This is a genomic window from Thalassoglobus sp., assembly GCF_048270125.1.
Taxonomy (GTDB): domain Bacteria; phylum Planctomycetota; class Planctomycetia; order Planctomycetales; family Planctomycetaceae; genus Thalassoglobus.
In genome coordinates this window covers 413,422-436,272 of the sequence record NZ_JBLWTN010000002.1, presented here as the reverse complement: position 1 = coordinate 436,272, position 22,851 = coordinate 413,422, and the positions used below count along the sequence as shown (strand labels likewise).

Sequence of the window (22,851 nt, the reverse complement as noted above, 5' to 3'; positions counted from 1 at the left end):
GATTTGCATCATCCCCAATGGAACTTCCGAGCATGAACTATTTGCTTCGATTGACTCTGCTTTCGACTCTCCTTGTTTGCAATGCAACACTGTTTGCACAAGACAAAGAGACATTGCCCGAAGACTCGAAGTATCATGCTGGAGTCCCAAAGGGGGAGATCATTGGGCCTATCAAATGGGAAAGCAAAATCTTCCCGGGGACGGTTCGCGACTATTGGCTATACATCCCTAAGCAGTACAACAAAGAAAAACCGGCGTGCCTTTTCATCGCTCAGGACGGCTTGAACCGAGCCAAGGGTTGGCACATTCCGGAAATTCTCGACAACCTGATTCACAAGAACGAAGTCCCTGTGCAAATTGGAATTTTCATCAGCCCCGGAGTCGTCCCTGCTGCCAATTCTAATGCACAACCCAGGTTCAACCGTAGTTTCGAATACGATGCATTAGGAGATCGCTACGCTCGTTTTTTAATCGAAGAGATCATCCCTGAAGTCAAAAAGTCTTACAACATTAGTGACGACCCCAATGACCGGGCGATTGCAGGAGCAAGTTCCGGAGCGATTTGCGCCTTCACCGCAGCCTGGGAGCGTCCCGATCAGTTTCGACGTGTACTGAGTACGATTGGGACCTACGTTGGTCTCCGTGGTGGGGATGCTTACCCTGTTTTGATCCGCAAACATGAACCCAAGCCGTTGCGAGTCTTTCTTTCCGATGGAAGAAACGATTTGAATCTATATGGCGGAGAATGGTTTGTTGCCAATCAGGCGATGCTCTCTGCGCTGGAGTTCTCCGGATACGAAGTCGAACATCGTTGGGGCGACGGTGGTCACAACTCGAAACACGCTGTTCAGATCATGCCGGATGCCATGCGATGGCTCTGGAAAAATTATCCGGAACCCATTCAGGCAGGTACAACCGGGAACCGGCGCACCGACCTCTTGATTCCCGGCGAGAAATGGGAAGTCGTAAGCTCCGGGCATCGATTTACCGAAGGTCCGGTCGCGAATGATCTGGGAGAACTTTTCTTTACCGACATTCCAAACGGGTCAATCCACAAGATTTCGGCTGATGGAACAGTTTCGACCTTTGCGGAAAACAGTCCTGGTGTGAACGGTTTAATGTTCGGCCCTGATGGGAAACTCTATGCTTGCCAAAACGGAAACAAACAAATTGTCCGTTACGCGATGAGCGGAGAAATGGAGGTCGTCTGCAAAGGAGTGGAGAGCAACGATCTTGTTGTGCTGCACGACGGCTCAGGGTACTTCACCGACCCGAACAACAAAAAAGTCTGGCGATTCACTCCTGATGGAAAAACGAGCGTCGTTGACACCGGAATTGAACGTCCAAACGGTGTGATCGTCTCACCAGACCAAACGTTACTCACTGTCTCGGATACTGCTGGGCGGTTCACTTATTCATTCCAGATTCAACCAGATGGAAAACTTGCACACAAACAGGCGTATGGTCACCTCCATCTTCCCGACTCGACTGGCAACAGCGGAGCGGATGGGATGACGGTCGACACTGAGGGACGACTCTACGTTACAACCCGGCAGGGATTACAGGTCCTCGATCAACCGGGGCGGGTCCACTTGATCATCGATAAACCACAAGATGGATGGCTTTCGAACGTTGTCTTTGGCGGGAAAAACTTCGACACGCTCTATGTGACCTGTGGAGACAAAGTCTTTAAACGACGGGTCAAAGCGACTGGTGTACAACCCTGGAAAGCTCCGGTGACTCCACCGAAACCACGATTGTAAATCGGAACGGCCTTTAACCTTCGACAACGAATGAGCTCACTCTTGCCTGACATTCTCGTTTCAGGCGAGAGTAACATTCCAGCAATTTTCGAATTCGTGTTCGTGATCTGCCTCGTGGTGAACGGCAGTTTCACTGGCAGTTCGCGTTCTTCACGGGGACATGGTAGAGCAATCTGCTCTACTCGCCGGGATGAACCCATTCGGTTGTGCCATCGTCCCAGTTTTCTTTTTTCCAGACGGGAACTCTTACCTTGAGTTCGTCGATCAGAAACCGCCCCGCTTCAAACGCATCGACGCGATGTGGACAACTTAATGCGATGGCAACGCTCGCCTCAGCGAGTTCGAGATGCCCCGTGCGATGAACGACCGCAACTTTTTGAACAGGCCATTTTTCGCAGGCTTCATCAACCAGTTCATTCATTTTGGCTAATGCCATCTCTGGATAGGCATCGTAATCGAGCGCGACTGTTTTCCGATCACCTGTCAGTTCTCGAACTGTTCCCAGAAACAGAACGACGGCTCCTGACCTCGGTGTGGTTGCAAACTGCGTGAGGGCATTGCTGTCAATCGGTTGATCAGTCAGCTGGACGAGACGGTCGGATTCGGCGATAGACATAGTTCAGTGGGATTGAAACTTAAGACGAATGACTTATGAACCAGTTTCTTGTAGAGAAGACTTCTGAGATGATAGCAAACAGACTTCTCAGGTGGAGCTACCCACCACTGACAGGAGGGAAGCAGGCAACTTCGGCAGACTCCGGGATGAGTTGGTCATCGTTCGCGTACTCCGCGTTGATCGCAACGAAGAGGCTGTCGATGATCGGAAGAAGCTCGGGATGCTGTGTGGCAAGTGCAGACCGGAACTCTCCAACGTTTGCCTCTTCGGAAACCTCGACGACGACTTCCGATCGACCAGCCAGCTGACTCGCTCGGGCAAAAAGTTTCACAGTGATTTGCATTGCTGTTCTACTGCTTGTGTTTTCACGGCTCAAAGTTTTACGAAACAGGAAGACAGGGATGGGCCCCACTCGACCAGCGGGCCTGGCTTCTCTCCTTCCTCATCAACAACTGCTCTCAGCAGTTGCACTACGTAATCAAGGTCCGCTCGCGATGATCGGGAGCCAGCTTTCGTTGAATCGATGGCATAATCCCATATGCCAACGCGAGAATTTTCAGAGGATGCAAAGTCGGCAGTGCTGAATTCTGTTTCATCTGAAACTGGCAACTACTGCACTCGCTCGCTCCAAGCATCAGATCCGGCCTCTGCATTTCCGCGATGAGTCCCGCCCCCATTTGAAGTGACAGCTCAAAGTTTGTCGCGCTCATCCCAAATGCGCCTGCCATTCCCGAACAGCCTTTATCAATCGATTGAACGTTTAAGTTCGGAATGCACTGCATTAACTCAACCCACGGTGGAGATTCGTTGAGAGCCTTTGTGTGACACGGCGTGTGGTATCCGAGAGTCTTTTCCAGCGGATGAAAATCTGTGAGCAGTCGGCCCTGTGCATGGAGCGACTGAAAATAAGCTCCAGCATCAACGGTTTGGTCCGCCACAACCTGAGTATCGGGATGATCAATAAGACGAGGGTACTCCTGCTTCAGACAAACTGCGGCAGTCGGCTCGGTACAGACAATCGTTTTCCCTTCGCGTGCAAATTCACCAAGAATCCCAAGATTGACCTCCGCAAGTTCTCGCGCAGCTTCTAAATCACCAGCAGAAATCATCGCCATTCCAGAGGCGACTTGATGCCGGGGAATCACAACACCAATATTGTTGTGTTCAAGCACTCGCAAAAACGCGTCGCCCAGTTCAGGATCGTGGTAGTTCACATAATGATCCACGAAGTAGACGACTTCGTAATCCTGTTTTTTCTTGCGATCTTCACGATACCGGCCAGCTTGCCAGGTATTCAAAAATTGCCTGTGAGCAAACTTCGGAAGTCGGCGGTATTGAGAAATTCCGAAAAGTTTCTCAACCATCCAACGGCTGATGCGATTTCCGAGCAACCAGTTCGCAAGTGGCGAAATAGCAACTCCGAGCTTCCCAAAGGAATGAGCCCGGGAGAGAAACCAATCCGACCTCGGAAGCCCACTGGCAGCGACGAACTGTGCTTTTGCTTCGATTGCCAGTGCAGGAATATTTACGTTCGAAGGACATTCCAGCTGGCACTGCTTACAGTTGAAACAGGAGTCAGCCAGCTCTTTCGCCTGTTCAGTCGAAAATGCTTTTGGATCAATCGAACTTGTTGCCAATGCTCGAATTAAATTCGCTTTGGATCGTGGAGCGTAAACTTCTGACGTCTCTTCATGAAAGAAGGGACACATCCGGTAAGAGGAGTCAAACTGCACACGACAATTCCCGCAACCGTTGCAGCGCAAGGTCTCTTCTTCCAGCTCACCCTCTTTCCACTGAAGTTGCAACGGAATGAGTTCGCTACGAGTCTGCTCTGGATCGGGATTGACTCTGAAATCGCGAATCGTCAAATGCGGATCGTCACTGACGATCTTGTTTGGATTCAGCAAATTGTGTGGATCGAAAAGCTCTTTAACTCTTTGGAAGACGCGATACAACGGACCGTACTGGCTTCGAATGAATGCAGTGCGTGCGAGTCCATTTCCATGCTCCCCACTGACCGTTCCTCCAAATTCGAAAGCGACTTCGTAAAGGTCTCGCGAGATCTCTTCAATCCTCGAAGCGTTGTCAGAATTCGGAATTGCGAGAAACGGTCGAAAGTGAACTTGTCCAGAGGCAGCATGAGCATAAAGAGACGCTGTCACCCAATGTTTCTGAAAGACCTTCTGAGCTTTGATCAGGAACTGGTGTAGCGATTCAGGCGGAACTGCGATGTCTTCAACGAACGGAAGAGGGCGCGTCTCGCCTCGCAAATTACTGAGTAACGGAATGACCCGGTAAGGTAACGACCAGAGGAACTCAACCCCTTCTTCATCATACGCTTCCATCCCAACGTGGACGGTGGAATCGGCGTTACGGGCGACGTGAATGATATTTTGCAAGCGGTCCTGAACTTGCCGATTTGAATAACCTGTCTGCTCAATCAGAACACCCGCTTCAGCTTGAACCGGAATCAGTTTTGCAAATCGTGGGTCAGCTTCTCTGGCCAGCGACAGCAGTCTTCGGTCCAGCAAATCGCATGCACTCGGCTGCAGTCCGGTCATCACTTCAATGGCATCGATCGCTTTTTCAAGATCGCCAAACAGCAATAAGACGGCGCCACGTCGTGATGGAATTGGCGAGGTATGCAACGTGGCCTCAGTAAATATTCCGAGGCTCCCTTCAGAGCCGACCAACAGGCGAGGCACATGGATCGCTCTCCCGTCCATCACGCCACGAAGCTGATAACCCGAGCAATTCCGAACGAGTGACGGTTGGTGTTTTCGAATTAGATCTGCATTATCATTGAGCAGCATCGCCAGCTGATGAACAAGGTCAGTCTCCCGCCCAGGCTTCGGAATCGAGAGGGCGTCTTCGACTCGCTGAGCTTCAAACTTGAAGCCGTCCGCCAAGACGGTTTCGACACTCTGCACATAATCACGGGTCGAGCCAACTCGAATTGCGTGCGATCCTGCAGCATCAACTGCGATCATACCACCGACAGTGGTCATCGCTGTATTGGAAGGGTCAGGTGGAAAGTATCGGTCGTGCTGCCGCAAATGACGATTGAGTTGATCGCGGATCACTCCAGCTTGAACGCGAACTGTACTTCCATCGACCTGGAGAATGTTCTTCATGTGCCGGGAGAAGTCGACAATAATCCCCCGCCCTAAACACCCTCCTGCGACACCAGTCCCAGAACCTCGCGCAATCAGAGGTATGTCATTTTCATAAGTATAAGCAGCAAGCTTGGAGACATCCTCGGCTGTCTTGGGAAACGCAACACCCAGCGGGAGGATTTGATACAGGCTGCCATCACTGGAATAGAGTTCGCGCGAAATCGCATCGAAGCGAAGTTCCCCGGTGAACTCACCTTTCAAATCATCCAGTATTCTCAGCTGTTGCTCGTCCAAAGTTGCTTCGTTTTGTTGTATCCCTGAGACGAAAACAAATGACACGCTCATTCAGTGTGTCGATTTGTTCAGAACACGAGTTCGTCGTCGAACGCCAGTTGTGAATCCCGAAACCCCAAAAGCATTTCAGGACTGACTCTATTGCTTAACTTGCCCTTAAAGGCCAACTGGACTGGCTGCCTTTCTCTTAAGTGTGCCCTTCTGTATCAACCTGGGTCAGACCTTTCTTTGCCTGCTCCTGCTCTGCCTCTTCCTGTCGAATTTTTTCCTGACGGTATTTCTCTCCGAGTTCGTGATCGAAAGCTGCGTGCTGGCTGACATCGACATCATGATGCTTGGTTCGACAACGATAGCAGACGAGGACATCGGGCATCACGATGTAAAGGACCATGTCCAGTAAGGCGAAGCCCATCAAAATGCCGAGTGCCAGAATCGGCCTGTAGTACATCCAGGCGATACTACTCGTGATGGCTCCTAATGCGACAAACAGAAACCCCAGGCTTTGGGGGAAATTTTTCTGTCGCCACAAATCAGAATTCCCACAGCGAAAACATTCGCTTGGAGCCTGATCGGAACGTTCAAGGTCCTCTGGAATAGGACGCTCCCAGTCACAATGTGAACAATTCAAATTTGTCAATTGAGCGATATCGCCAGTCTGAGTCGTTCGATCACATTTCGGGCAGTGGAATGTCAGATGCATAGTGATACTATCGTATGAGCGTTGTCACAGCAGGGAAAGCCGTCTCATTCAATCGGCACTCAGAATTTACAGCTGAGTAGGGATTGCGTGGGACTGTTCGATCAGGTTGGCTGCCATCTCTCCCATGAAGACCAATGTCGTCGCAGCGTAAAGGACACCTGTCGCGGACTGAGTATTCCGGTATCGTAGGATACGAATGGTGAGAATCGCGATAATAAATGGCCCAATTAACCCTGCCCACCTCAACGTCAACAGCCCCCAACTCGAATCGACGCCAACTCCTTGCGAAGAGTACGAGAAGAGTGTGGCTCCCATCCTCAAAGTCGCTGCCACCAGAAAAATCACATTGTACTGAGTAAATGGTTTAAGTGGCATTCCTGTAGCGGTGAGATACCAGTGCCCGAGGAGCATCGCTGAGGTGACTGAGCCGATTAACCACGCAGCGGAAACAGTGTCAGCGATCGCAGCCAAAGTGGCAGTTGAGACTGTTCTCGGCGTTTCAGTGGAATTTGCGGAGAGAAGCATTGCGACCGTAACCAAAGTGATCATGGAGGATGTCGCGAGTAAGTACGCAAAGATCGTCCCCCCTTTTCGGCGCTCCAGCGTCCAGGCGACCGATCCCGAAAAGGCGAGAAGCCCCAATAAGATCGACGCCCCCACGACCAATTGCGATAACACCTGCTCATTGGCATGAGGAGTTGGAAATTGATTGGACGTCAAGAACAGCAACACGCTCAGCCCGAGCGCAATCAACATCTGAATTCGAAAGAAACCAGAGGTAATTTGAGAACGCGGGGCGATACACCAGACAGTCGAGAGTCCGCAGATCAGCTGTAGTGCGAATTCCGGAATCATTTCTTATTGTTTATCAAGGCCATCGCTTCGGCTCGGCTCGATTCGTTCTTACGGAACAAGCCTCGAACGGCGCTGGTAATGGTCACAGAGCCAGGCTTGCGGATGCCTCGAATCGACATACATGAGTGCTCTGCTTCGAGCACAACAATGACTCCCTTTGGTTCCAGTTCAGTATCCAGGAGGTTCGCCAGCGTTTCCGTCATCCGCTCTTGGACTTGAGGTTTGCGTGAGACCTCATCCACGATGCGAGCGAGTTTACTGAGACCAACAACGTGCCCACGTGGAATGTATCCGATGTGAGCCACGCCAAGAAACGGGAGGAGATGGTGCTCGCACATGCTGTTGAAACTGATGTCCCGTACAAGCACGAGTTCATCGTAAGTCTCCGTGAAGACTTTCTTCAAATGGCGTGCAGGATCGAGATGAAGGCCGCTGAAAAGCTCTTCATACATACGGGCCACACGCGCGGGAGTTTCCAGCAGACCTTCACGGTCCGGGTCTTCGCCGACAGCTGCCAGAATTTCTCGAACTGCTGATTCGATTCGCGGTTTGTCGACAGTTTTGTCGGCACTGATGGGGTGATTTTCTTCAGGCACTTCAATCTCTTCATTATCAAGACATCGTTCACTCTCATTGTAGGAACAATACACGATAATGACTGCCTCAACTGCCCGGGAATCCCAAGTTTCACAGGTCAGAGCTCGTTTTCTCTGCTTCGAGATAATGGATGTTAGTTTCAATCGAGACGACAGCCCGCAATCGCTGATTGCCATACTCTGCAACAATCGGAAGAAAGAGTCGCCCATCGAGTAACGGCGAGCGTCTCTGAAATTGCCCAAGGCGTGAGTGAACTTGCACAGTCTGGTCGTCGACACTGACATTCGCCCCTGGATGAGTGGTCCCATTCACGGAGACCTCTCCTTCAATGGCAAGGAACAACCTGTCTGGCTTGGTGAAGCGAGAAGCGGATCGCGGCTGTGGATCGCTGGCTCCAAGAGGGACGCCGGAATCACCTTTTCGCAAGCTCGCAACCTCGATCGCCGCTGACTGAAGTAGAGAAAAGAATTTCCCCCCCGGGGCAAGGTAACCCAGTTCGATTTTCCAACCACTGGACTGAGTATCGATCTGAACAAACCAGCGCGACGCCTGCTCTGGTATTTCAAGATCTTCAGTATGTTCGCGAGCATGTGGGCCAGAGTCCCCCCAGTCAACACGGTAAATCCGGAGCACTTTTTGCACACGATGCCAGTCTCTCCCGAGAGCTGCTGCTGCCCGCTTCTGAAGCTTCTGGCTGACATGCCATTCGATCCCTAACCAATATGGGCCGAAATTTTCGACTTGCAACCAGTCAGCAGCCTCTTCGTCAGGCCGGCTCTTCTCCGTGCCTCCCACTGCCAGAAGTTCGTTAATCAACTCATTTTTCCGCAAGCGTCCTGCACCTGAGATCTTTTTACTTTTGGCCAATTCGCGAAGCTCTGGAACTGTCAATGAACTCAGATCAGAGATCTGGTCCGGCTTACGCAGTCTTTCCGCTTCTTGCGGGCGTTCCTCATGACTCATGCCATCTCCTCAGACGTATTCTCACCAACAGGAATCAAGTTTCCACGACATCCAGAAACGGGCTTTGTGTTAGAAACTCAAGTATCCATCAGTGAGAAAGGCGTGACTTAGTCAAAATTAACCGACAGCCGCTCATTGTATCACCATTTTTGGGGATTCCGCCAGCAGGTTCAGGCAGGGCTTTGACTTGCCTCTGCCCCAGAACTAGACTCCGCGCGTCTCATGTTGGCCCTGAGTCGAACTTTGCGACAAATTGGATGCCATGAGAAACACGAAGCCATTAGTGCCAGTGAAGGTCCTTTATTGGTCCTCCCAAATCTCCACAATGTCCATCGAATTGGCATTGTGCATCGGTGCGGGATACTGGGTCGACACGAAATGGGGAACGAGCCCCTGGTACTTATTAACTGGATGTCTCTTCGGATTCCTGATCCTCACTTGGCAATTGTTCCGACTGGTTCAATCAATGTCAAAACCGGATGAGTCAGCACCGAAGCCGAAAACGCCAGAACAGAAAAAGAATCAGAACGAGACTCACGAGAAGTAAGCACTCACGGATCAACTCCAGATTGATTTCACCTTGAAACTCTCCGGATGCGAAAACGGCAACAAACCGCCGTTGAGACCAAGGTTGTAACCAGGCAAGATGGGTTAACCTCAATGAGAACACTCACTGCGCGTGCCGTGTTCGTTTTGCTGGTCATCATTGCTGTCGGCGGGCTTTGCAGCCTCGTCACTTACAAACTTGGCACCCTTCAAGAAACACAGGCAGCAATAGCTGGAACCGCAGTCGTTATTCCAGCTGCCTTTTTCACTCTGCTCATCTTGTCTCGATACGGGACAGGCCCGGGCGGAATGATCGCTGTCACTTTAGCCCGACCCGGAATGACGGCCGGACTGGCGAGTTATGTCGCCTGGGAGTTTTCAAATTTGAGAACCCTCCCCTTTTTTTTGACGATAACGGTTGTCTATCTAGCTAGTCTCTTTGTAGAAACTTGGCTGGTTTTGAAAGACTTTCAGCGATCCGGGGTCAACCCTGAGTCGTGACACGCAAACCTTAAAATCATTTTCTCCTATGTTGGCAAGTCACGGTACATTCCATCACGTCTACGACTTCAATGAATTCCACCTTCCATTTGGGATTCATATTGAGTTGCCGGAGATCATGGGTTTCCAGATTACCAAGTACATGGTGCTGCAAGTTTTTGCTGCTGTACTGGTTTTTCTTGTGTTCAGAGGGTTGGCAAATCACGCAAAAAGTGGAAACCCGGTCACAGGATACTTCTGGAACTTCTGGGAAATGCTGGTTCTGAGAATTCGAGATGATGTCGTTCGTCCGGTCATCGGCGATCCACATCACCACGACAAGCACGAACACGCACACGACGAAACAGCAACCTACATCACGGATTCAGTGGGCGACCGTGCCCACGAAGGTGAAATCGGTCATCCGGCTGACAAGTATCTTCCGTTCCTGCTGTCCTGCTTTTTCTATATCTTGTTTTGCAACTTGCTCGGTGCCTTCCCCTGGTTTGGTGCAGCAACAGCAAATATTAACGTAACGGGTGCACTGGCATTCACAGCGTTTATCGCAACGTACTTTTACGGTGCACAAATGCATGGCCCGGTTGGCTTCTGGACCCATATGGTCCCGGCAGTCAATGCACCTGCTCCAATCAAAGTTCTGCTGGTTCCGATGATCTTCGGAATTGAAGCAGGCGGATTGTTCATCAAAAACGGTGTGCTCTGCATTCGTTTGTTTGCCAATATCATGGGTGGTCACACAGTCATGGCAGTCATTTTGGGATTCATTGCCCAGGCTGCCGGAGGAGCTCAATGGTTCCTCGTGATGCCCGGAAGTCTTGCGGGACAAATAGGTGTCGGTTTGCTTGAACTGCTCGTTGCATTTATTCAAGCCTACGTGTTCACCTTCCTGTCCACAATTTTTATTGCCATGTCGCTGCACGAGCACTAAGAGCAAAGCCGGATTCCGGTTCGTGGTGCTAGTCGGTTTTACAGATTCGTTTATGGTCAACCAGTGTGGGTTGAGCCAAATTCCAGTTGAGGAGAGTTGAAGTGTCTCGTGTTTTACAAGTAAGTTGGTGTTTCGTCATTGCACTGTTGTTCTTTGCGACACCTGCTTTGGCAGCCGATGGCCCGATGATTGTTCTTGATCCTGCTATCGGAGCTGGCCTGATCATGCTCGGTGGTGGTTTCGGAATTTCCAAAATCGGTACAGCCGCTGTTGAGAGCATGGCTCGTCAACCAGAAGCAGCCAAAGACATCAGTGGTGCAATGCTTCTCGCAGCAGCCCTGATCGAAGGTGCAACATTCTTCGCTTTGATTGTTTGTATCCTCGTCATCGTTCTTTGATTTGATGCTGGTGACCCGCTCTCCACATCAGGATTCGTTACCGTAGGAACTGTTCCGTGAAGTTATCTTTAATCCATCGACATGTTGTTGTGCTTGCAGTTGCAGCGTTGGTTGCAACAAGCGGGACCAGTCTCATTGCGGAGGATGCAGAGACAGCCGGAACAACTTCTGAAACGGAAGCTTCAACCACTGCTGACTCAGAAAATGCAGCAGCGGAAGAAGAAGTCCATCCGATAGCGAACTTGCTCTTTCCCAAAAAGTTCAACTTCAACTTGCCACCCGTGCAGCCCAACTTGCAAATGTTTCTGTGGACATTCATTTTGTTCGCAGGATACCTCTTTGTCATGAAAAAAGGTGCCTGGGGGCCGTTGATTACTGCTGTGAACCAACGGGAGGCAAGAATCCTGAATGCGGAGCGCGATGCTGAGCTTGCACGACGAGAAGTCGAAAAACTCCGCGTCGAGTCGGAAGCAAGACTGGCAGAAGTCCACGAACAAGTGAAAGCGATCATCGCGGAAGCTCGTTCCCAAGCCGAGGCCGAAAAACGAGAAATCGTTGCCAAAGCGGAGCAGGACGCACAGCGGGTGAAAAGTGAAGCATTGCGAGAACTTGAAGCTGCACACCAGGCAGCAATTCAAAATCTCGACCAAATGGTTGATGAGCAAGTGGCCCTGGCGACAGAACATGTCGTCGGTCGCCGACTCTAAGACCTGTAAACAACGCAATGCTGTAAAGATCATTGCCGTTCATTGAATGTTGACCTTGGTTGGCTTGGTCAATACTTCAGTGTTTATTTGAACTAGTCAGTTGAAATGCGTGAGACAAGAGGCTGTTCGTTGAAATCCCGAAGTCATCACAACTTGTTCGCTGTCCGGCAATTTGCTGCTCAGGCATTGTTCATGACAACGTTCCTGACGTGTCTTGCATTCGTTTCAACAACGAATGCAGTCGCCAAGGAACAGAGTAATGACGGTCACGCTCACGCAGAGGATCATGCCCTCAGCGAGAGTGGTGCAAATGGTGAAGTCCACCATGACGATGCACACGGAGACGACCATGGTGCTCCTCCTTTTCGAGAGGACACAGCCTTTTGGTCAATCATTGCGTTTGCCGGATTATGCTTCGCAGTTGTTAAACTGGGACTGTGGAAAAGCCTGCAAACCAACATGGCTGCCCGGGAGAAAAAAGAGATCACCTTGATCTCAACGGCTGAAGGTCATCTTGCGGAAGCCCAAGAATCACTGAACCAGTATCGTGGACAGTTGGAAGCAATGGATGAAACCGTTGCAGAAACAATTGCCGAGGCTGGACGTGATGCGAATCACACGCAAACAGAGATTATTGAGTTGGCGAAACGCGAGGCAAGTCTGATGCTGCACCGTGCAGAGCATGAAATCAGCCGAAGTCGTGACCAGTCACTCAACAGCCTGTTTGAGCACCTTGCTCATCGTGTGGCCGAGGCAACTGAAGCAAAAGTTCGATCGAACTTGCAGACAGAAGACCAGGACCGGTTGATTGACGACACGCTGAACCAATTGGTTGCGAATTAAAACGGTAAGTGAACAACGAAGTAGATTTCATTCATGTCTGAGACACAAGTACAAACTCGACCATCGCATGTTCTGGAAGACCCCAGTGCAAAAGGTGTGGCGCGTGTCTATTCAACAGCATTGCTCGATGCAGTGAGTGGCGATAAACAGGCAGAACTCCTTGAAGAATTCACATCATTTCACGATGAAGTGCTTCTGAAGAGTGCAGGTTTCGAGCAATTACTCGTTTCGGGACTGACTAGTTACGACGAAAAAGTCGGCTTGATCGAACGAGTTGTTAAACCAAGAGCGTCGCAAACATTTACGAATTTCTTGCTCGTCTTGGCCCGGCACGAACGCCTGGAACTTCTCCCATTGATTCTCGAAGAGTCTCGGGCAGAACATGAAAAACGTGCAGGCAAGAGTCGAGTTCAAATCAGAAGTGCTGTCTCTCTTTCCGAGGAACAGCTTGGTCGAATCAAGAACCGGTTGCAGGATGCGTTGTCGTCCGAGCCGATTTTAATGCCTTCAGTGGATCAGGAACTCCTGGGTGGGTTAGTGATTCAAGTCGGTGATACAGTTTACGATGGATCGTTGCGAACACGCTTGAAAGTGTTACAGCAACGACTCCGCGAGAGGTACCTCAATGAAATTCAAAGCGGACGAGATCGCTTCAGTTCTCCAGAAGGAAATTGAAGACTTTCAAGGTCAGGTTCAAACAGCTGAAGTTGGACGTGTGATCGAGGTCGGTGACGGGATTGCCCGAGCCGTCGGTCTGTCGTCTGCAATGGCTGGGGAAATGGTCGAGTTCTCCAAGGGAACACGTGGATTGTGTTTCAACCTGGAAGAGAACTCCGTCGGTATCATCGTGCTTGGTGACTACCTGACGATCCAGGAAGGTGACGAAGTCAAGACAACCGGAGAGCTGCTCTCCGTGCCTGTCGGGGATGCCATGATTGGTCGAGTGATCGACCCGTTGGGAAATCCACTCGACGGCAAAGGTCCAATCGTCACGACCGAATCACGGCCTGTTGAATACCCGGCTCCGGGTGTGGCAGCCCGTCAACCGGTGAAGCAACCGCTCCAAACCGGGATCAAGGCTGTCGACGCGATGACACCAATCGGTCGTGGTCAGCGTGAATTGATCATTGGTGACAGAAAGACTGGTAAAACAGCAGTCGCAATCGACACAATCCTCGCCCAAAAGGGTGACGACGTCATTTGCATCTACGTCGCCTGTGGTCAACGAGCTGCGAACGTTGCTCAGGTGATCGAAGCACTCGAAGCGAACGGCGCGATGGATTACTCCATCGTGATTTCCGCAACCGCCGCCGACCCTGCTCCATTGCAATACATTGCCCCATACTCAGGTGCTGCACTGGCAGAACACTTCATGTATCAGGGCAAGCACACACTCTGTGTTTATGACGATTTAACCAAACAAGCTCAGGCATATCGCCAACTTTCTCTCCTGATGCGTCGTCCACCAGGACGTGAAGCGTATCCCGGGGACGTCTTCTACTGTCACAGTCGTCTGCTCGAACGGGCAGCAAAACTGAACAACGAACTCGGCGGTGGATCAATGACGGCGTTGCCGATCATTGAAACACTCGAAGGGGAAGTTTCGGCATACATTCCGACCAACGTCATTTCGATTACAGATGGTCAGATCTATCTCGAACCTGACCTCTTCTTCGCTGGTGTTCGACCTGCGATTAACGTTGGTATTTCGGTCTCTCGTGTGGGTGGTAACGCCCAAACGAAAGCGATGAAGAAAATTTCCGGATCATTGCGACTCGACTTGGCTGCCTTCCGTGAACTCGAAGCGTTCGCGCAAATGGGTACGGAACTCGACGCAGCGACTCAACGTCAGTTGGATCGTGGATACCGCATGGTGGAATTGCTTAAGCAACCACAATACGAACCACTCCACTTCGCAGACCAGATTATTTCAATTTACGCCGGTACCAAAGGCTACTTCGACAAAGTTCCTGTCGAGCAAGTTGCCCGGGCGGAAAAAGAACTCCTGCAGTTCATCCGAGAAGAGAAGAGCGAAATTCGAGACGGACTGATTGAAGGCAAAGAACTGACCGACACCATCGAAGAGCAGCTCAAAGCGGCTCTCGTCGAATTCCAGGGTCGTTTTGTTCCTGATGCCGCGCCGGAAACTGTCACGGCGTAATTGAAGTCATCATGTTCTTTAGCTGGACACACAAAGTCTCCAGCTAAAGACTTCATTTTCATCAACATCGAAATCAACGTCGACAATGGGTAACGCACGAGCATTAGTGAAACGACGCAAGTCGATTCGGAACATTCGCAAGATCACGCGGACAATGGAGCTCATTGCCACTTCGCGGTTCAAAAAAGCAATGGACCGGGCGGCAGAAGCAGCTTCGTACACCCAGAAGATCAACGAAATTGTTTCGGACCTGTCACAGTCAGATTTGACGTTCAGTCATCCGCTGTTACTGCAACCGGAAGAGACAAAGAACGTCACCTTGCTGATCCTCACATCCAACCGTGGATTGTGTGGTGGATACAATGGTGGAATTTTGCGATTGGTAAACGCACGATTGCGTGAACTGAGAGCTGAAGGCAAAAACGTCACGGTTGAGGTTTCCGGAAAGCGTGGAATCTCCGCGATGAAATTCGAGGGAAATCCAGTCCACAAAACGTTTACACAGTTTGAGGACAAACCTTCTTTCGAAGAAGTCAACGAGATCGCAAACCGTTATCTCGCAGATTTCACTGGTGGAGAGACACACCGCCTCGAAGTGGCTTACCAAAGTTTTCAATCGGCCGCTCGGCAAAAACCAGTCATCGAGACAATTCTGCCTTTTGGAGATCTCTCAACAGATTCCCAAGAGAGCAGCGGAGTTGATTACGAATTCCTTCCCAGCCCGGAAGAAATTCTAGAAGAAATTGTCCCGGCAGCGTTTCGAGCAAGATTCTTCAAATGCTTCCTCGACGCAGCGGTCGGAGAGCAAATCGCACGAATGATCGCGATGAAGTCAGCAACGGAAAACGCCGACGATATGATTCGCGATATTTCAATGAAATACAACCGCGCAAGACAAACACAGATCACAAGCGAGCTCTCCGAAATCATCGGAGGAGCAGCTGCGCTTGAATAAGTAACAGCGGTTCTGGATTTACCAAAGAGTGGAAAGCTGGTGGCAGGCAGGATTGATAGCCACCATGATTCGATTGCCTGGAAGAATTCAATCAACTAGTGGTCACCTGCTACAGATTGAGACTTAATTTTCCTTCAGATGAACGTTTTAGACTGACTCAACAACTTCACTGGAGTGCTGTTTCAGTCCCTGCAACGATTGCTGAGGGAAAGGGGAAAGGAACTCCGAACAAATTCGCTCATTTTTTGAGTATCGCCAGTAGTTCACTGACTGAAGGTGACACGCACGTCGTCATTGCGAATGAACTTGAATACATTACTAATGAAGAATTGGGAGCAGTTGTGGAAATAGTTGAAGAGGTCGCCAGGATGATTACAGGGTTAAGAAAAACCCTCTCAATTTAAGTTCCTGTCCACTACCAACCATCCACTACCCACTTACCAACCCCAGAGAGTCATCATGTCCACGGACACTACCCCAAAAGCTACTATCGGAAAAATCACCCAGATCATCGGTTCGACCTTTGATGCAGAGTACACTCAGGAAGATTTGCCTGAGATTTACAATGCGGTCAAAGTCGAGCAAGAGGTCAAAGGGGTTAAAATCAACCTGACTGGCGAAGTCCAGCAGCACTTGGGTGGCGGTCGTGTTCGCTGCGTTGCCTTGGGTTCGACTGATGGTCTGGTCCGAGGCATGGACGTGATCAACACCGGCGGGCCGGTTACCGTCCCTGTCGGAAAAGAGACACTCGGTCGCGTCTTCAACGTCATCGGTGAAACGATTGACGGTGAAGGAGACTGTGGAGCCACCGAACGTTGGCCAATTCACCGTCAAGCTCCAAAGCTCGAAGATCTCTCCTCGAAAACGGAAGTTTTCGAAACCGGGATTAAAGTGGTCGACTTGCTGACCCCGTTCGTTCGTGGTGGTAAAGCAGGTCTATTCGGGGGAGCTGGTCTTGGTAAGACTGTGATTCTGACTGAGCTGATCGCTCGTATTGCTCGCGAACATGGTGGTTACTCTGTATTCGCCGGAGTGGGTGAGCGTACTCGTGAAGGAAACGACCTCCTTCTCGAAATGGCAGAAGCTCAAATCGGAGACACCGGACGCTCCGTGCTGTCACAAACATGCATGGTGTTCGGCCAGATGAACGAGCCGCCTGGAGCTCGTTTGCGTGTTGCGTTGACCGGATTGACCATGGCGGAATGGTTCCGTGATCAAACTGGTGCTGACACACTGCTGTTCGTCGATAACATTTTCCGTTTCTCACAAGCTGGTTCAGAAGTTTCCGCGTTGCTGGGACGTATGCCGTCTGCTGTGGGTTACCAGCCGACTCTGGGAACTGAGCTCGGACAGTTGCAGGAACGTATCACTTCGACCAAGAAGGGTGCGATTACATCTGTACAAGCTGTTTATGTTCCTGCGGACGATCCAACCGATCCGGCTCCTGCTGCAGCGTTCAGTCACTTGGATGCGTTCATCTACCTTGAACGTAAGATTGCGGAAAAGGGAATTTATCCAGCGATCGATCCTCTAGCTTCATCGTCTCGTATTCTCGATCCACAAGTGGTCGGGGAACGTCACTACGCGGTCGCTCGACAGGTTCAGCAGATCCTTCAAAGATACCGCGAACTTCAGGATATTATCGCGATTCTCGGTGTCGACGAACTTTCGGAAGTTGACAAACAAGTTGTGGCTCGTGCTCGACGTATTGAACGATTCCTGTCACAGCCGTTCTACGTGGCTGAGGTCTTCACCGGAAAGTCTGGTAAGTTCACCTCACTGGAAGAAACGATCACTTCTTTCGAAGAAATCTGTGCAGGGAAATGGGACCATTTGCCAGAGTCAGCGTTCATGTATGTCGGTGGTGTTCAGGAAGCTGCTGAACAGGCCGAACGCATGGCGAAGGAAGGCTAAAATCAGGAGTTGGGATTTAGCAATTAGCAAAGTGTTTAGCCGGACAATTCACGTGTCCGGCAAATCATTCATCTCAAAGTAAAGACCATGATCGCAGCGACTGAACTTCGACTCGTCCTCGTGACACCAGAAACGACACTTCTTGATCAACCGGTGAACGGTCTCCGTTTTCCGTTATTTGATGGTCAAATCGGCGTCCTGCCTGGTCGCGCTCCATTGGTGGGTCGTTTGGGTACAGGCACACTCAAGTTCGACTCTGCTTCCGGAACGGGAACGTATTTCCTCGAAGGTGGGTTCGTTCAAATCAAAGGATCTGTGGTCACCTTGCTGACGAACAAAGCCATTCTTGCAAGCGACATCGATGCCACAAAAGCCAACGCCGATCTCGAAGAGGCACTGGCACTGAAACCAACTGACGATGCTGGATTTGCAGCCAAAGAACAAGCCTTGATCCGAGCCCGCGCAATGAAGAACCTCGGCGATCGATAACTCACAACCCTTCACCAAAGAACGTAACGCTCTTCGTACTGATAAAGCATCAGGCTAGAGCATCTTTCGAATTGGTTTGCAGGTTCTGCCTCGTGGCGAACAGCATTTTTCCTAGAGAAATGCGTTCTTCACGGGCACACGGTAGAGCAAACTGCTCTAGATGTTCTTGATCGTTCCGCTGTTCATTTCGAATTCATACGGTCCACTCATAATTTCAAATGAGTGGGCCGTTTTGTTTTTCAAGTATGCTTCGCTGATCTCCAGTTCTGCTAAATGGAGCGTGTCCTGAATGTGCATCACCCTGGCGTCTTCGGGTTCAGTCAGTCCGATGGTTTGCAAAGCGTCAGTGATCGCGTCTCGGTCATTTTGGTAAACGCACGGGATCATCGCCCCGGTCGGGTGACTGCTGGTGATGCAGTTAATTCGTGTTGATTCCGTGTTGATCTGATCGACACAGCTTTGAAGCACAAATTCCGCGATGCCGATTCCGGTTGCGTTGCCTTTGGTTTCTTCTGTGAGGCTGCGAACGAAGATCCGTTTAACGTTTGCGTTGTCTTTTTCAGTGGCGACATGGTCGTTGTATTTTCGGCCAATGATGTTCGTATCCATCCCGGTTCCGCTGATGTTTTTTCCAATTCGGTCTATGATCAGCAGATCCGCTTCTGGAAACGGAAGCTTCGGCATCCAGGCAAGGGCCTGTTTGAGGAGTTCTTTTTCGCGGTCATAAAACTGGCTGGGGGGGATTGCTTCTATCAGAGCAGTCTCGTCGTAAGCATTTTCGACGATCGCCACACCCGCCAGGACTTTGCACTTTTCGAGGACAATCTCGGCGACCGAGCGTATAATCTCACCGAAGCTGTAATTTTTGATAGCCCGGTGATACATCAGTGCCCCCGCATGTTTCCCGAGGCCAATGAGCATCATTTTGTGCAAGCCTGATTCGATCTCGCCCACAAATCCAGTATGCGGTTTGATGCGTCCCATGATGATGAGATGATCGGCAGCGTAAGCATTTTTGTCAAAATGGACCGGGATTCCCTGGGATGTTTCGGCGACAATGACTGTTTCCATCGACGAGCGAATCTCGCATCCGAGGAAGTCTTCAGTCACTCCGAAACCTTCAATCAGCTTCTTTTGGCCTTCGGCGGTCGCTCCTCCGTGACTCCCCATGGCAGGGATAATTAACGGAATTCCGCCCAGCGATTTGATGTGCTCGACGACAGCCTTGGTCATTGTCGCAATGTTCGCAATCCCGCGACTTCCGACCGTGATTGCAACTGTTTGACCACCTTGAATTTGCGAACCCAGACTCAGTCGAGAAAGTTGATAGGTCGTCTCTTGCGCGACATCTTCAATCCGGGGGCGCTCGAACTGTTGACGAATACGAAGCATTCGAGGAAAAGACATCACCGACCCCTTGGTAGAACTGAATGTTACGGGACAAATCCACTAAACTGATGCAGCTTGCTGGTTCTCAATTATTGCGAGAATGGCAGGACAATGCACTTAAGAACGATTCCGGAAAGGGACTGAAATGAAATTGGCGACATTGAATACAAACTCGGGAATCCGCATTGTCGGTGTGGATCACTCTGGCGAAACTCCCGAATACGTTTCGCTGTCTCACTTCGATCCATCGATTCCGAATTCTATCCGGGAAATGCTGCAACACCCATTTGGATTGGAGAAGTGCCAAGCTGCGTTTGACAGAGGAGTTCAAACCGCACTCCGAGTTGAAGGTCAACTCCTTGCTCCCATCCCAGACCCGCAAAAAGTCTTGTGCATCGGACTGAACTATCGCGACCACGCAGCGGAATCGAACATGGAGATCCCGACAGAACCAATCTGTTTTGGAAAATTTGGAAACACAATCATTGGCCCCAAAGCGGACATACGCCTGCCAAAGGTCTCATCTCAAGTTGACTATGAGGCAGAGATGGTGATTGTAATCGGAAAAAGAGGCTATGAAATTCCGCAAGAGAAGGCGTATGAGTATGTCGCTGGATATTGCAACGGAAACGATGTTTCAGCGCGGGACTGGCAAATTGGCAAGCCGGGCAAGCAATGGATGCTGGGAAAAACTCCTGACACATTCGCTCCGATCGGACCATGGTTAGTGACCAGCGATGAAGTTGGTGACCCACATGCACTGGATGTGAAGCTTCGCCTCAACGGAGAAGAGATGCAGTCTGGAAACACCAGGGAGTTCATCTTTGGTGTTGATGAAATCGTGTCGTACATCTCTCAGATCGTGACGCTACTCCCTGGGGATGTCATTTTCACCGGGACGCCAGCAGGTGTCGGAATGGGACGTGACCCACAAGTCTGGCTGAAGAATGGTGATTCGGTGGAAGTTGAAATTGCTGGACTAGGGGTCCTGCAAAACAATGTCGTCGGATAGCTCTCGACGACGTTTTGCCTGAGACTTAAAATGTATCGCTCAGAAAGCATATGATCGGGTGTCGAGCTTGCACACTCTTCCACACAGATTCACACGGATCAATTTCACATGATGACCCTCCTCGTAGCAATCGGTTCCTTTTTCGGGTTCATCATCGCTTACCACACCTACGGACGTTGGTTAGCGACGAAGATTTTCAATCTCGACTCGACTGCGGAAGTTCCGAGTAAACAATTGCGTGACGATATTGACTTCGTCCCAACGAAAAAGAATGTGATCTTTGGTCACCACTTCACAAGTATCGCCGGAACTGGCCCCATTGTCGGGCCAGCAATTGCGGTCTTCTGGGGTTGGTTGCCAGCATTGTTGTGGGTCGTGCTTGGTTCGATCTTCATTGGTGCGGTCCACGACTTCGGCGCATTGATTGTTTCGATGAGAAACCGAGGACAAACAGTCGGTGAAGTGGCTGGTCGACTGATCAACCCACGTGCGAGGATTCTGTTTTTGATCGTCCTGTTTTTTGCACTGACGATTGTGCTCGCGATTTTCGGACTGGTGATCGCCATCATCTTTAAGCTCTATCCTGAATCGGTATTGTCGGTCTGGATAGCGATGCCAATCGCGATGATGATTGGATACTGGACATTCAAGAAAGGAGGCGCACTGCTCGGCCCTTCATTGATTGCGTTGTTCCTGCTGTACGGAGCAATTTACGTCGGTGTGGAGTACCTGCCGATTTCGTTCATCGAAGTGACCGAGCCGGTTGTGGCATCGGCAGAAATCACGGCAGAAGCCGGGACAACAGTCGCTGGCGTTGAAGCCAGTGAGCTGGTGGAACGCCCGACCAACTTTGTCCGATTCCAGCTGGGACAACTCACGATTCCGGTTGACCTTCCGCTCGTCAATCCGACTGTTGCGTGGACGGTCATCCTCATGGCTTATTGCTTTCTCGCATCGGTCTTACCCGTGTGGCTTTTGCTGCAGCCTCGGGATTACGTCAACAGTCACCAGTTATTTGTCGCCCTTTCGTTATTGGTTGGCGGCTTGTGTCTCGCAGGATTTTCGGGCAAAGCTGACCTCGTAGCGAGCACACCTGCGGTGATTGCGAAGAGTGATCTTCCTGCGAACGCACCACCCATCTTCCCGTTTTTGTTTATCACAATTGCTTGCGGTGCATGCAGTGGATTTCACTGCCTTGTGAGCAGCGGAACCAGCAGCAAGCAGGTTGAGAGTGAATGCGACGCCCAGTATGTCGCGTACGGTTCAATGCTTCTTGAAGGAGCACTCGCAGTGATTGTGATTCTCGCCTGCACTGCGGGTGTGGGAATGGGACGATTTGCTAAACAAGCTGATGGAACTTTCACGCAGCAAGTGGCCGCTGACGGCGTGGCACTCACCGGACATGATGCCTGGGCGTCGCGGTATAGCCCCAAAGGTGACTGGACAAAGTTCAAACTGCCAGACACCGTTGGAGCCTTTGTCGAGGGGGGAGCGAACTTCCTTTCTGCAATTGGAATTCCGCTTCGGTTTGGAATTGGAATCATCGCGACTCTTGTTGCCTGTTTCGCTGCAACGACATTGGATTCAGCGACGAGGTTACAGCGATACGTGATTCAGGAACTCGGAGGAACGTTTTCACTGCCTCCGCTTCAAAACAAATATGGAGCAACCGGTACAGCTGTCGTCCTGGGACTGGCAGTCGCCATGCTTCCCGGACCGAGTGGTGTTCCTGGAACAGGGGGCCTGATATTGTGGCCGCTGTTCGGTGCAACAAATCAATTGCTCGCTGGCTTGGCATTCATGGTGACGGTTTTCTACTTGTGGCGGCGCAGCAAACCAATCCTGTTCGCATTGCTTCCCATGCTAATGATGCTCCTCATGCCAGCGCTGGCATTGATCTGGCAAATGCAAGGTTGGCTCACAGCGGAAGAGCCGAATTACGTGTTATTCGGTTTTGGAGCGTTAATTCTGGGGCTGCAAATTTGGATGGTCATCGAAGGCTACCTGATGTGGCCGAAAGCCAAGGGGGAACTCGAGCGTCAGCTCCCTCCGCTGGCAGAGAAACCGACCGTTGCGACAGTTGGTAGTCCAAATTGCTGAATGG

23 protein-coding genes are annotated in these 22,851 nt (G+C 50.8%); 15 read left to right on the top strand and 8 right to left on the bottom strand.

Annotated elements, in window-relative coordinates; all coding sequences use genetic code 11:
• The first annotated feature begins 32 nt into the window (after positions 1-32).
• Positions 33-1,763: an SMP-30/gluconolactonase/LRE family protein gene (locus tag ACN0YR_RS04010; protein ID WP_417847902.1), complete on the top strand. Its 1,731-nt coding sequence runs from the start codon at positions 33-35 to the stop codon at positions 1,761-1,763.
• Between the two features lie 178 nt (positions 1,764-1,941).
• Here the strand turns inward: ACN0YR_RS04010 and ACN0YR_RS04005 are convergent, their stop codons facing one another.
• The 7 genes from ACN0YR_RS04005 to ACN0YR_RS03975 form a co-directional block, all read right to left on the bottom strand.
• Entirely contained in the window at positions 1,942-2,379 is a 438-nt protein-coding gene (locus tag ACN0YR_RS04005; protein WP_417847901.1) for a molybdenum cofactor biosynthesis protein MoaE, read from the bottom strand.
• Positions 2,380-2,476: 97 nt separating this feature from the next.
• A complete protein-coding gene (locus ACN0YR_RS04000) occupies positions 2,477-2,722 on the bottom strand; it encodes a MoaD/ThiS family protein (protein ID WP_417847900.1) in 246 nt (81 codons plus the stop codon).
• Positions 2,723-2,849: 127 nt separating this feature from the next.
• The gene (locus tag ACN0YR_RS03995) at positions 2,850-5,840 is read right to left on the bottom strand and encodes an anaerobic glycerol-3-phosphate dehydrogenase subunit C (protein WP_417847899.1); all 2,991 of its coding nucleotides are present in this window, start codon (positions 5,838-5,840) and stop codon (positions 2,850-2,852) included.
• Between the two features lie 136 nt (positions 5,841-5,976).
• Positions 5,977-6,318: a hypothetical protein gene (locus ACN0YR_RS03990; RefSeq protein WP_417847898.1), complete on the bottom strand. Its 342-nt coding sequence runs from the start codon at positions 6,316-6,318 to the stop codon at positions 5,977-5,979.
• A gap of 237 nt (positions 6,319-6,555) precedes the next feature.
• Positions 6,556-7,344, bottom strand: coding sequence for a hypothetical protein (locus ACN0YR_RS03985; protein WP_417847897.1), 789 nt, complete (start codon positions 7,342-7,344; stop codon positions 6,556-6,558).
• A complete protein-coding gene (gene folE / locus ACN0YR_RS03980; RefSeq protein WP_417848011.1) occupies positions 7,341-7,946 on the bottom strand; it encodes a GTP cyclohydrolase I FolE in 606 nt (201 codons plus the stop codon). Before folE ends, ACN0YR_RS03985 begins: the two co-directional genes overlap by 4 nt.
• Before the next feature lie 85 nt (positions 7,947-8,031).
• Positions 8,032-8,904: a DUF4912 domain-containing protein gene (locus ACN0YR_RS03975; protein WP_417847896.1), complete on the bottom strand. Its 873-nt coding sequence runs from the start codon at positions 8,902-8,904 to the stop codon at positions 8,032-8,034.
• A 325-nt stretch (positions 8,905-9,229) separates the two neighbouring features.
• On the opposite strand from ACN0YR_RS03975, the gene ACN0YR_RS03970 reads away from it, so the two are divergent.
• The 12 genes from ACN0YR_RS03970 to ACN0YR_RS03915 all read left to right on the top strand — a co-directional run bounded on the left by ACN0YR_RS03970 (position 9,230) and on the right by ACN0YR_RS03915 (position 18,346).
• Positions 9,230-9,451: an AtpZ/AtpI family protein gene (locus ACN0YR_RS03970; RefSeq protein ID WP_417847895.1), complete on the top strand. Its 222-nt coding sequence runs from the start codon at positions 9,230-9,232 to the stop codon at positions 9,449-9,451.
• A gap of 113 nt (positions 9,452-9,564) precedes the next feature.
• Positions 9,565-9,951 carry a hypothetical protein gene (locus tag ACN0YR_RS03965; protein ID WP_417847894.1) on the top strand — a complete coding sequence of 129 codons (387 nt, stop codon included), beginning with the start codon at positions 9,565-9,567 and terminating at the stop codon, positions 9,949-9,951.
• 28 nt (positions 9,952-9,979) lie between these two features.
• On the top strand, positions 9,980-10,879 hold the full coding sequence (gene atpB, locus ACN0YR_RS03960; protein ID WP_417847893.1) for a F0F1 ATP synthase subunit A: 900 nt from the start codon (positions 9,980-9,982) through the stop codon (positions 10,877-10,879).
• A 101-nt stretch (positions 10,880-10,980) separates the two neighbouring features.
• A complete protein-coding gene (locus ACN0YR_RS03955) occupies positions 10,981-11,277 on the top strand; it encodes an ATP synthase F0 subunit C (RefSeq protein ID WP_417847892.1) in 297 nt (98 codons plus the stop codon).
• A 56-nt stretch (positions 11,278-11,333) separates the two neighbouring features.
• Complete coding sequence (locus tag ACN0YR_RS03950; protein ID WP_417847891.1) at positions 11,334-11,984, top strand: ATP synthase F0 subunit B; 651 nt, start codon at positions 11,334-11,336, stop codon at positions 11,982-11,984.
• A gap of 129 nt (positions 11,985-12,113) precedes the next feature.
• Positions 12,114-12,827, top strand: a complete 714-nt coding sequence (locus tag ACN0YR_RS03945) for a hypothetical protein (protein WP_417847890.1) — start codon at positions 12,114-12,116, stop codon at positions 12,825-12,827.
• 33 nt (positions 12,828-12,860) lie between these two features.
• The gene (gene atpH / locus ACN0YR_RS03940) at positions 12,861-13,502 is read left to right on the top strand and encodes an ATP synthase F1 subunit delta (protein WP_417847889.1); all 642 of its coding nucleotides are present in this window, start codon (positions 12,861-12,863) and stop codon (positions 13,500-13,502) included.
• Complete coding sequence (gene atpA, locus ACN0YR_RS03935) at positions 13,453-14,988, top strand: F0F1 ATP synthase subunit alpha (RefSeq protein ID WP_417847888.1); 1,536 nt, start codon at positions 13,453-13,455, stop codon at positions 14,986-14,988. Before atpH ends, atpA begins: the two co-directional genes overlap by 50 nt.
• Before the next feature lie 85 nt (positions 14,989-15,073).
• Positions 15,074-15,943, top strand: a complete 870-nt coding sequence (gene atpG, locus ACN0YR_RS03930; protein WP_417847887.1) for an ATP synthase F1 subunit gamma — start codon at positions 15,074-15,076, stop codon at positions 15,941-15,943.
• Between the two features lie 77 nt (positions 15,944-16,020).
• A complete protein-coding gene (locus tag ACN0YR_RS03925; RefSeq protein ID WP_417848010.1) occupies positions 16,021-16,347 on the top strand; it encodes a four helix bundle protein in 327 nt (108 codons plus the stop codon).
• 55 nt (positions 16,348-16,402) lie between these two features.
• A complete protein-coding gene (atpD, locus tag ACN0YR_RS03920; protein WP_417847886.1) occupies positions 16,403-17,857 on the top strand; it encodes a F0F1 ATP synthase subunit beta in 1,455 nt (484 codons plus the stop codon).
• A gap of 87 nt (positions 17,858-17,944) precedes the next feature.
• Entirely contained in the window at positions 17,945-18,346 is a 402-nt protein-coding gene (locus ACN0YR_RS03915; RefSeq protein ID WP_417847885.1) for a F0F1 ATP synthase subunit epsilon, read from the top strand.
• A gap of 156 nt (positions 18,347-18,502) precedes the next feature.
• Here ACN0YR_RS03915 and ACN0YR_RS03910 read toward each other — a convergent pair whose 3' ends face one another.
• The gene (locus tag ACN0YR_RS03910) at positions 18,503-19,753 is read right to left on the bottom strand and encodes a lactate racemase domain-containing protein (RefSeq protein WP_417847884.1); all 1,251 of its coding nucleotides are present in this window, start codon (positions 19,751-19,753) and stop codon (positions 18,503-18,505) included.
• A 127-nt stretch (positions 19,754-19,880) separates the two neighbouring features.
• Here ACN0YR_RS03910 and ACN0YR_RS03905 point away from each other — a divergent pair, with 127 nt between their 5' ends.
• Both ACN0YR_RS03905 and ACN0YR_RS03900 read left to right on the top strand, forming a co-directional pair.
• Positions 19,881-20,747, top strand: a complete 867-nt coding sequence (locus ACN0YR_RS03905) for a fumarylacetoacetate hydrolase family protein (protein WP_417847883.1) — start codon at positions 19,881-19,883, stop codon at positions 20,745-20,747.
• Positions 20,748-20,855: 108 nt separating this feature from the next.
• Positions 20,856-22,847, top strand: a complete 1,992-nt coding sequence (locus tag ACN0YR_RS03900) for a carbon starvation protein A (RefSeq protein WP_417847882.1) — start codon at positions 20,856-20,858, stop codon at positions 22,845-22,847.
• Positions 22,848-22,851: the final 4 nt, after the last annotated feature.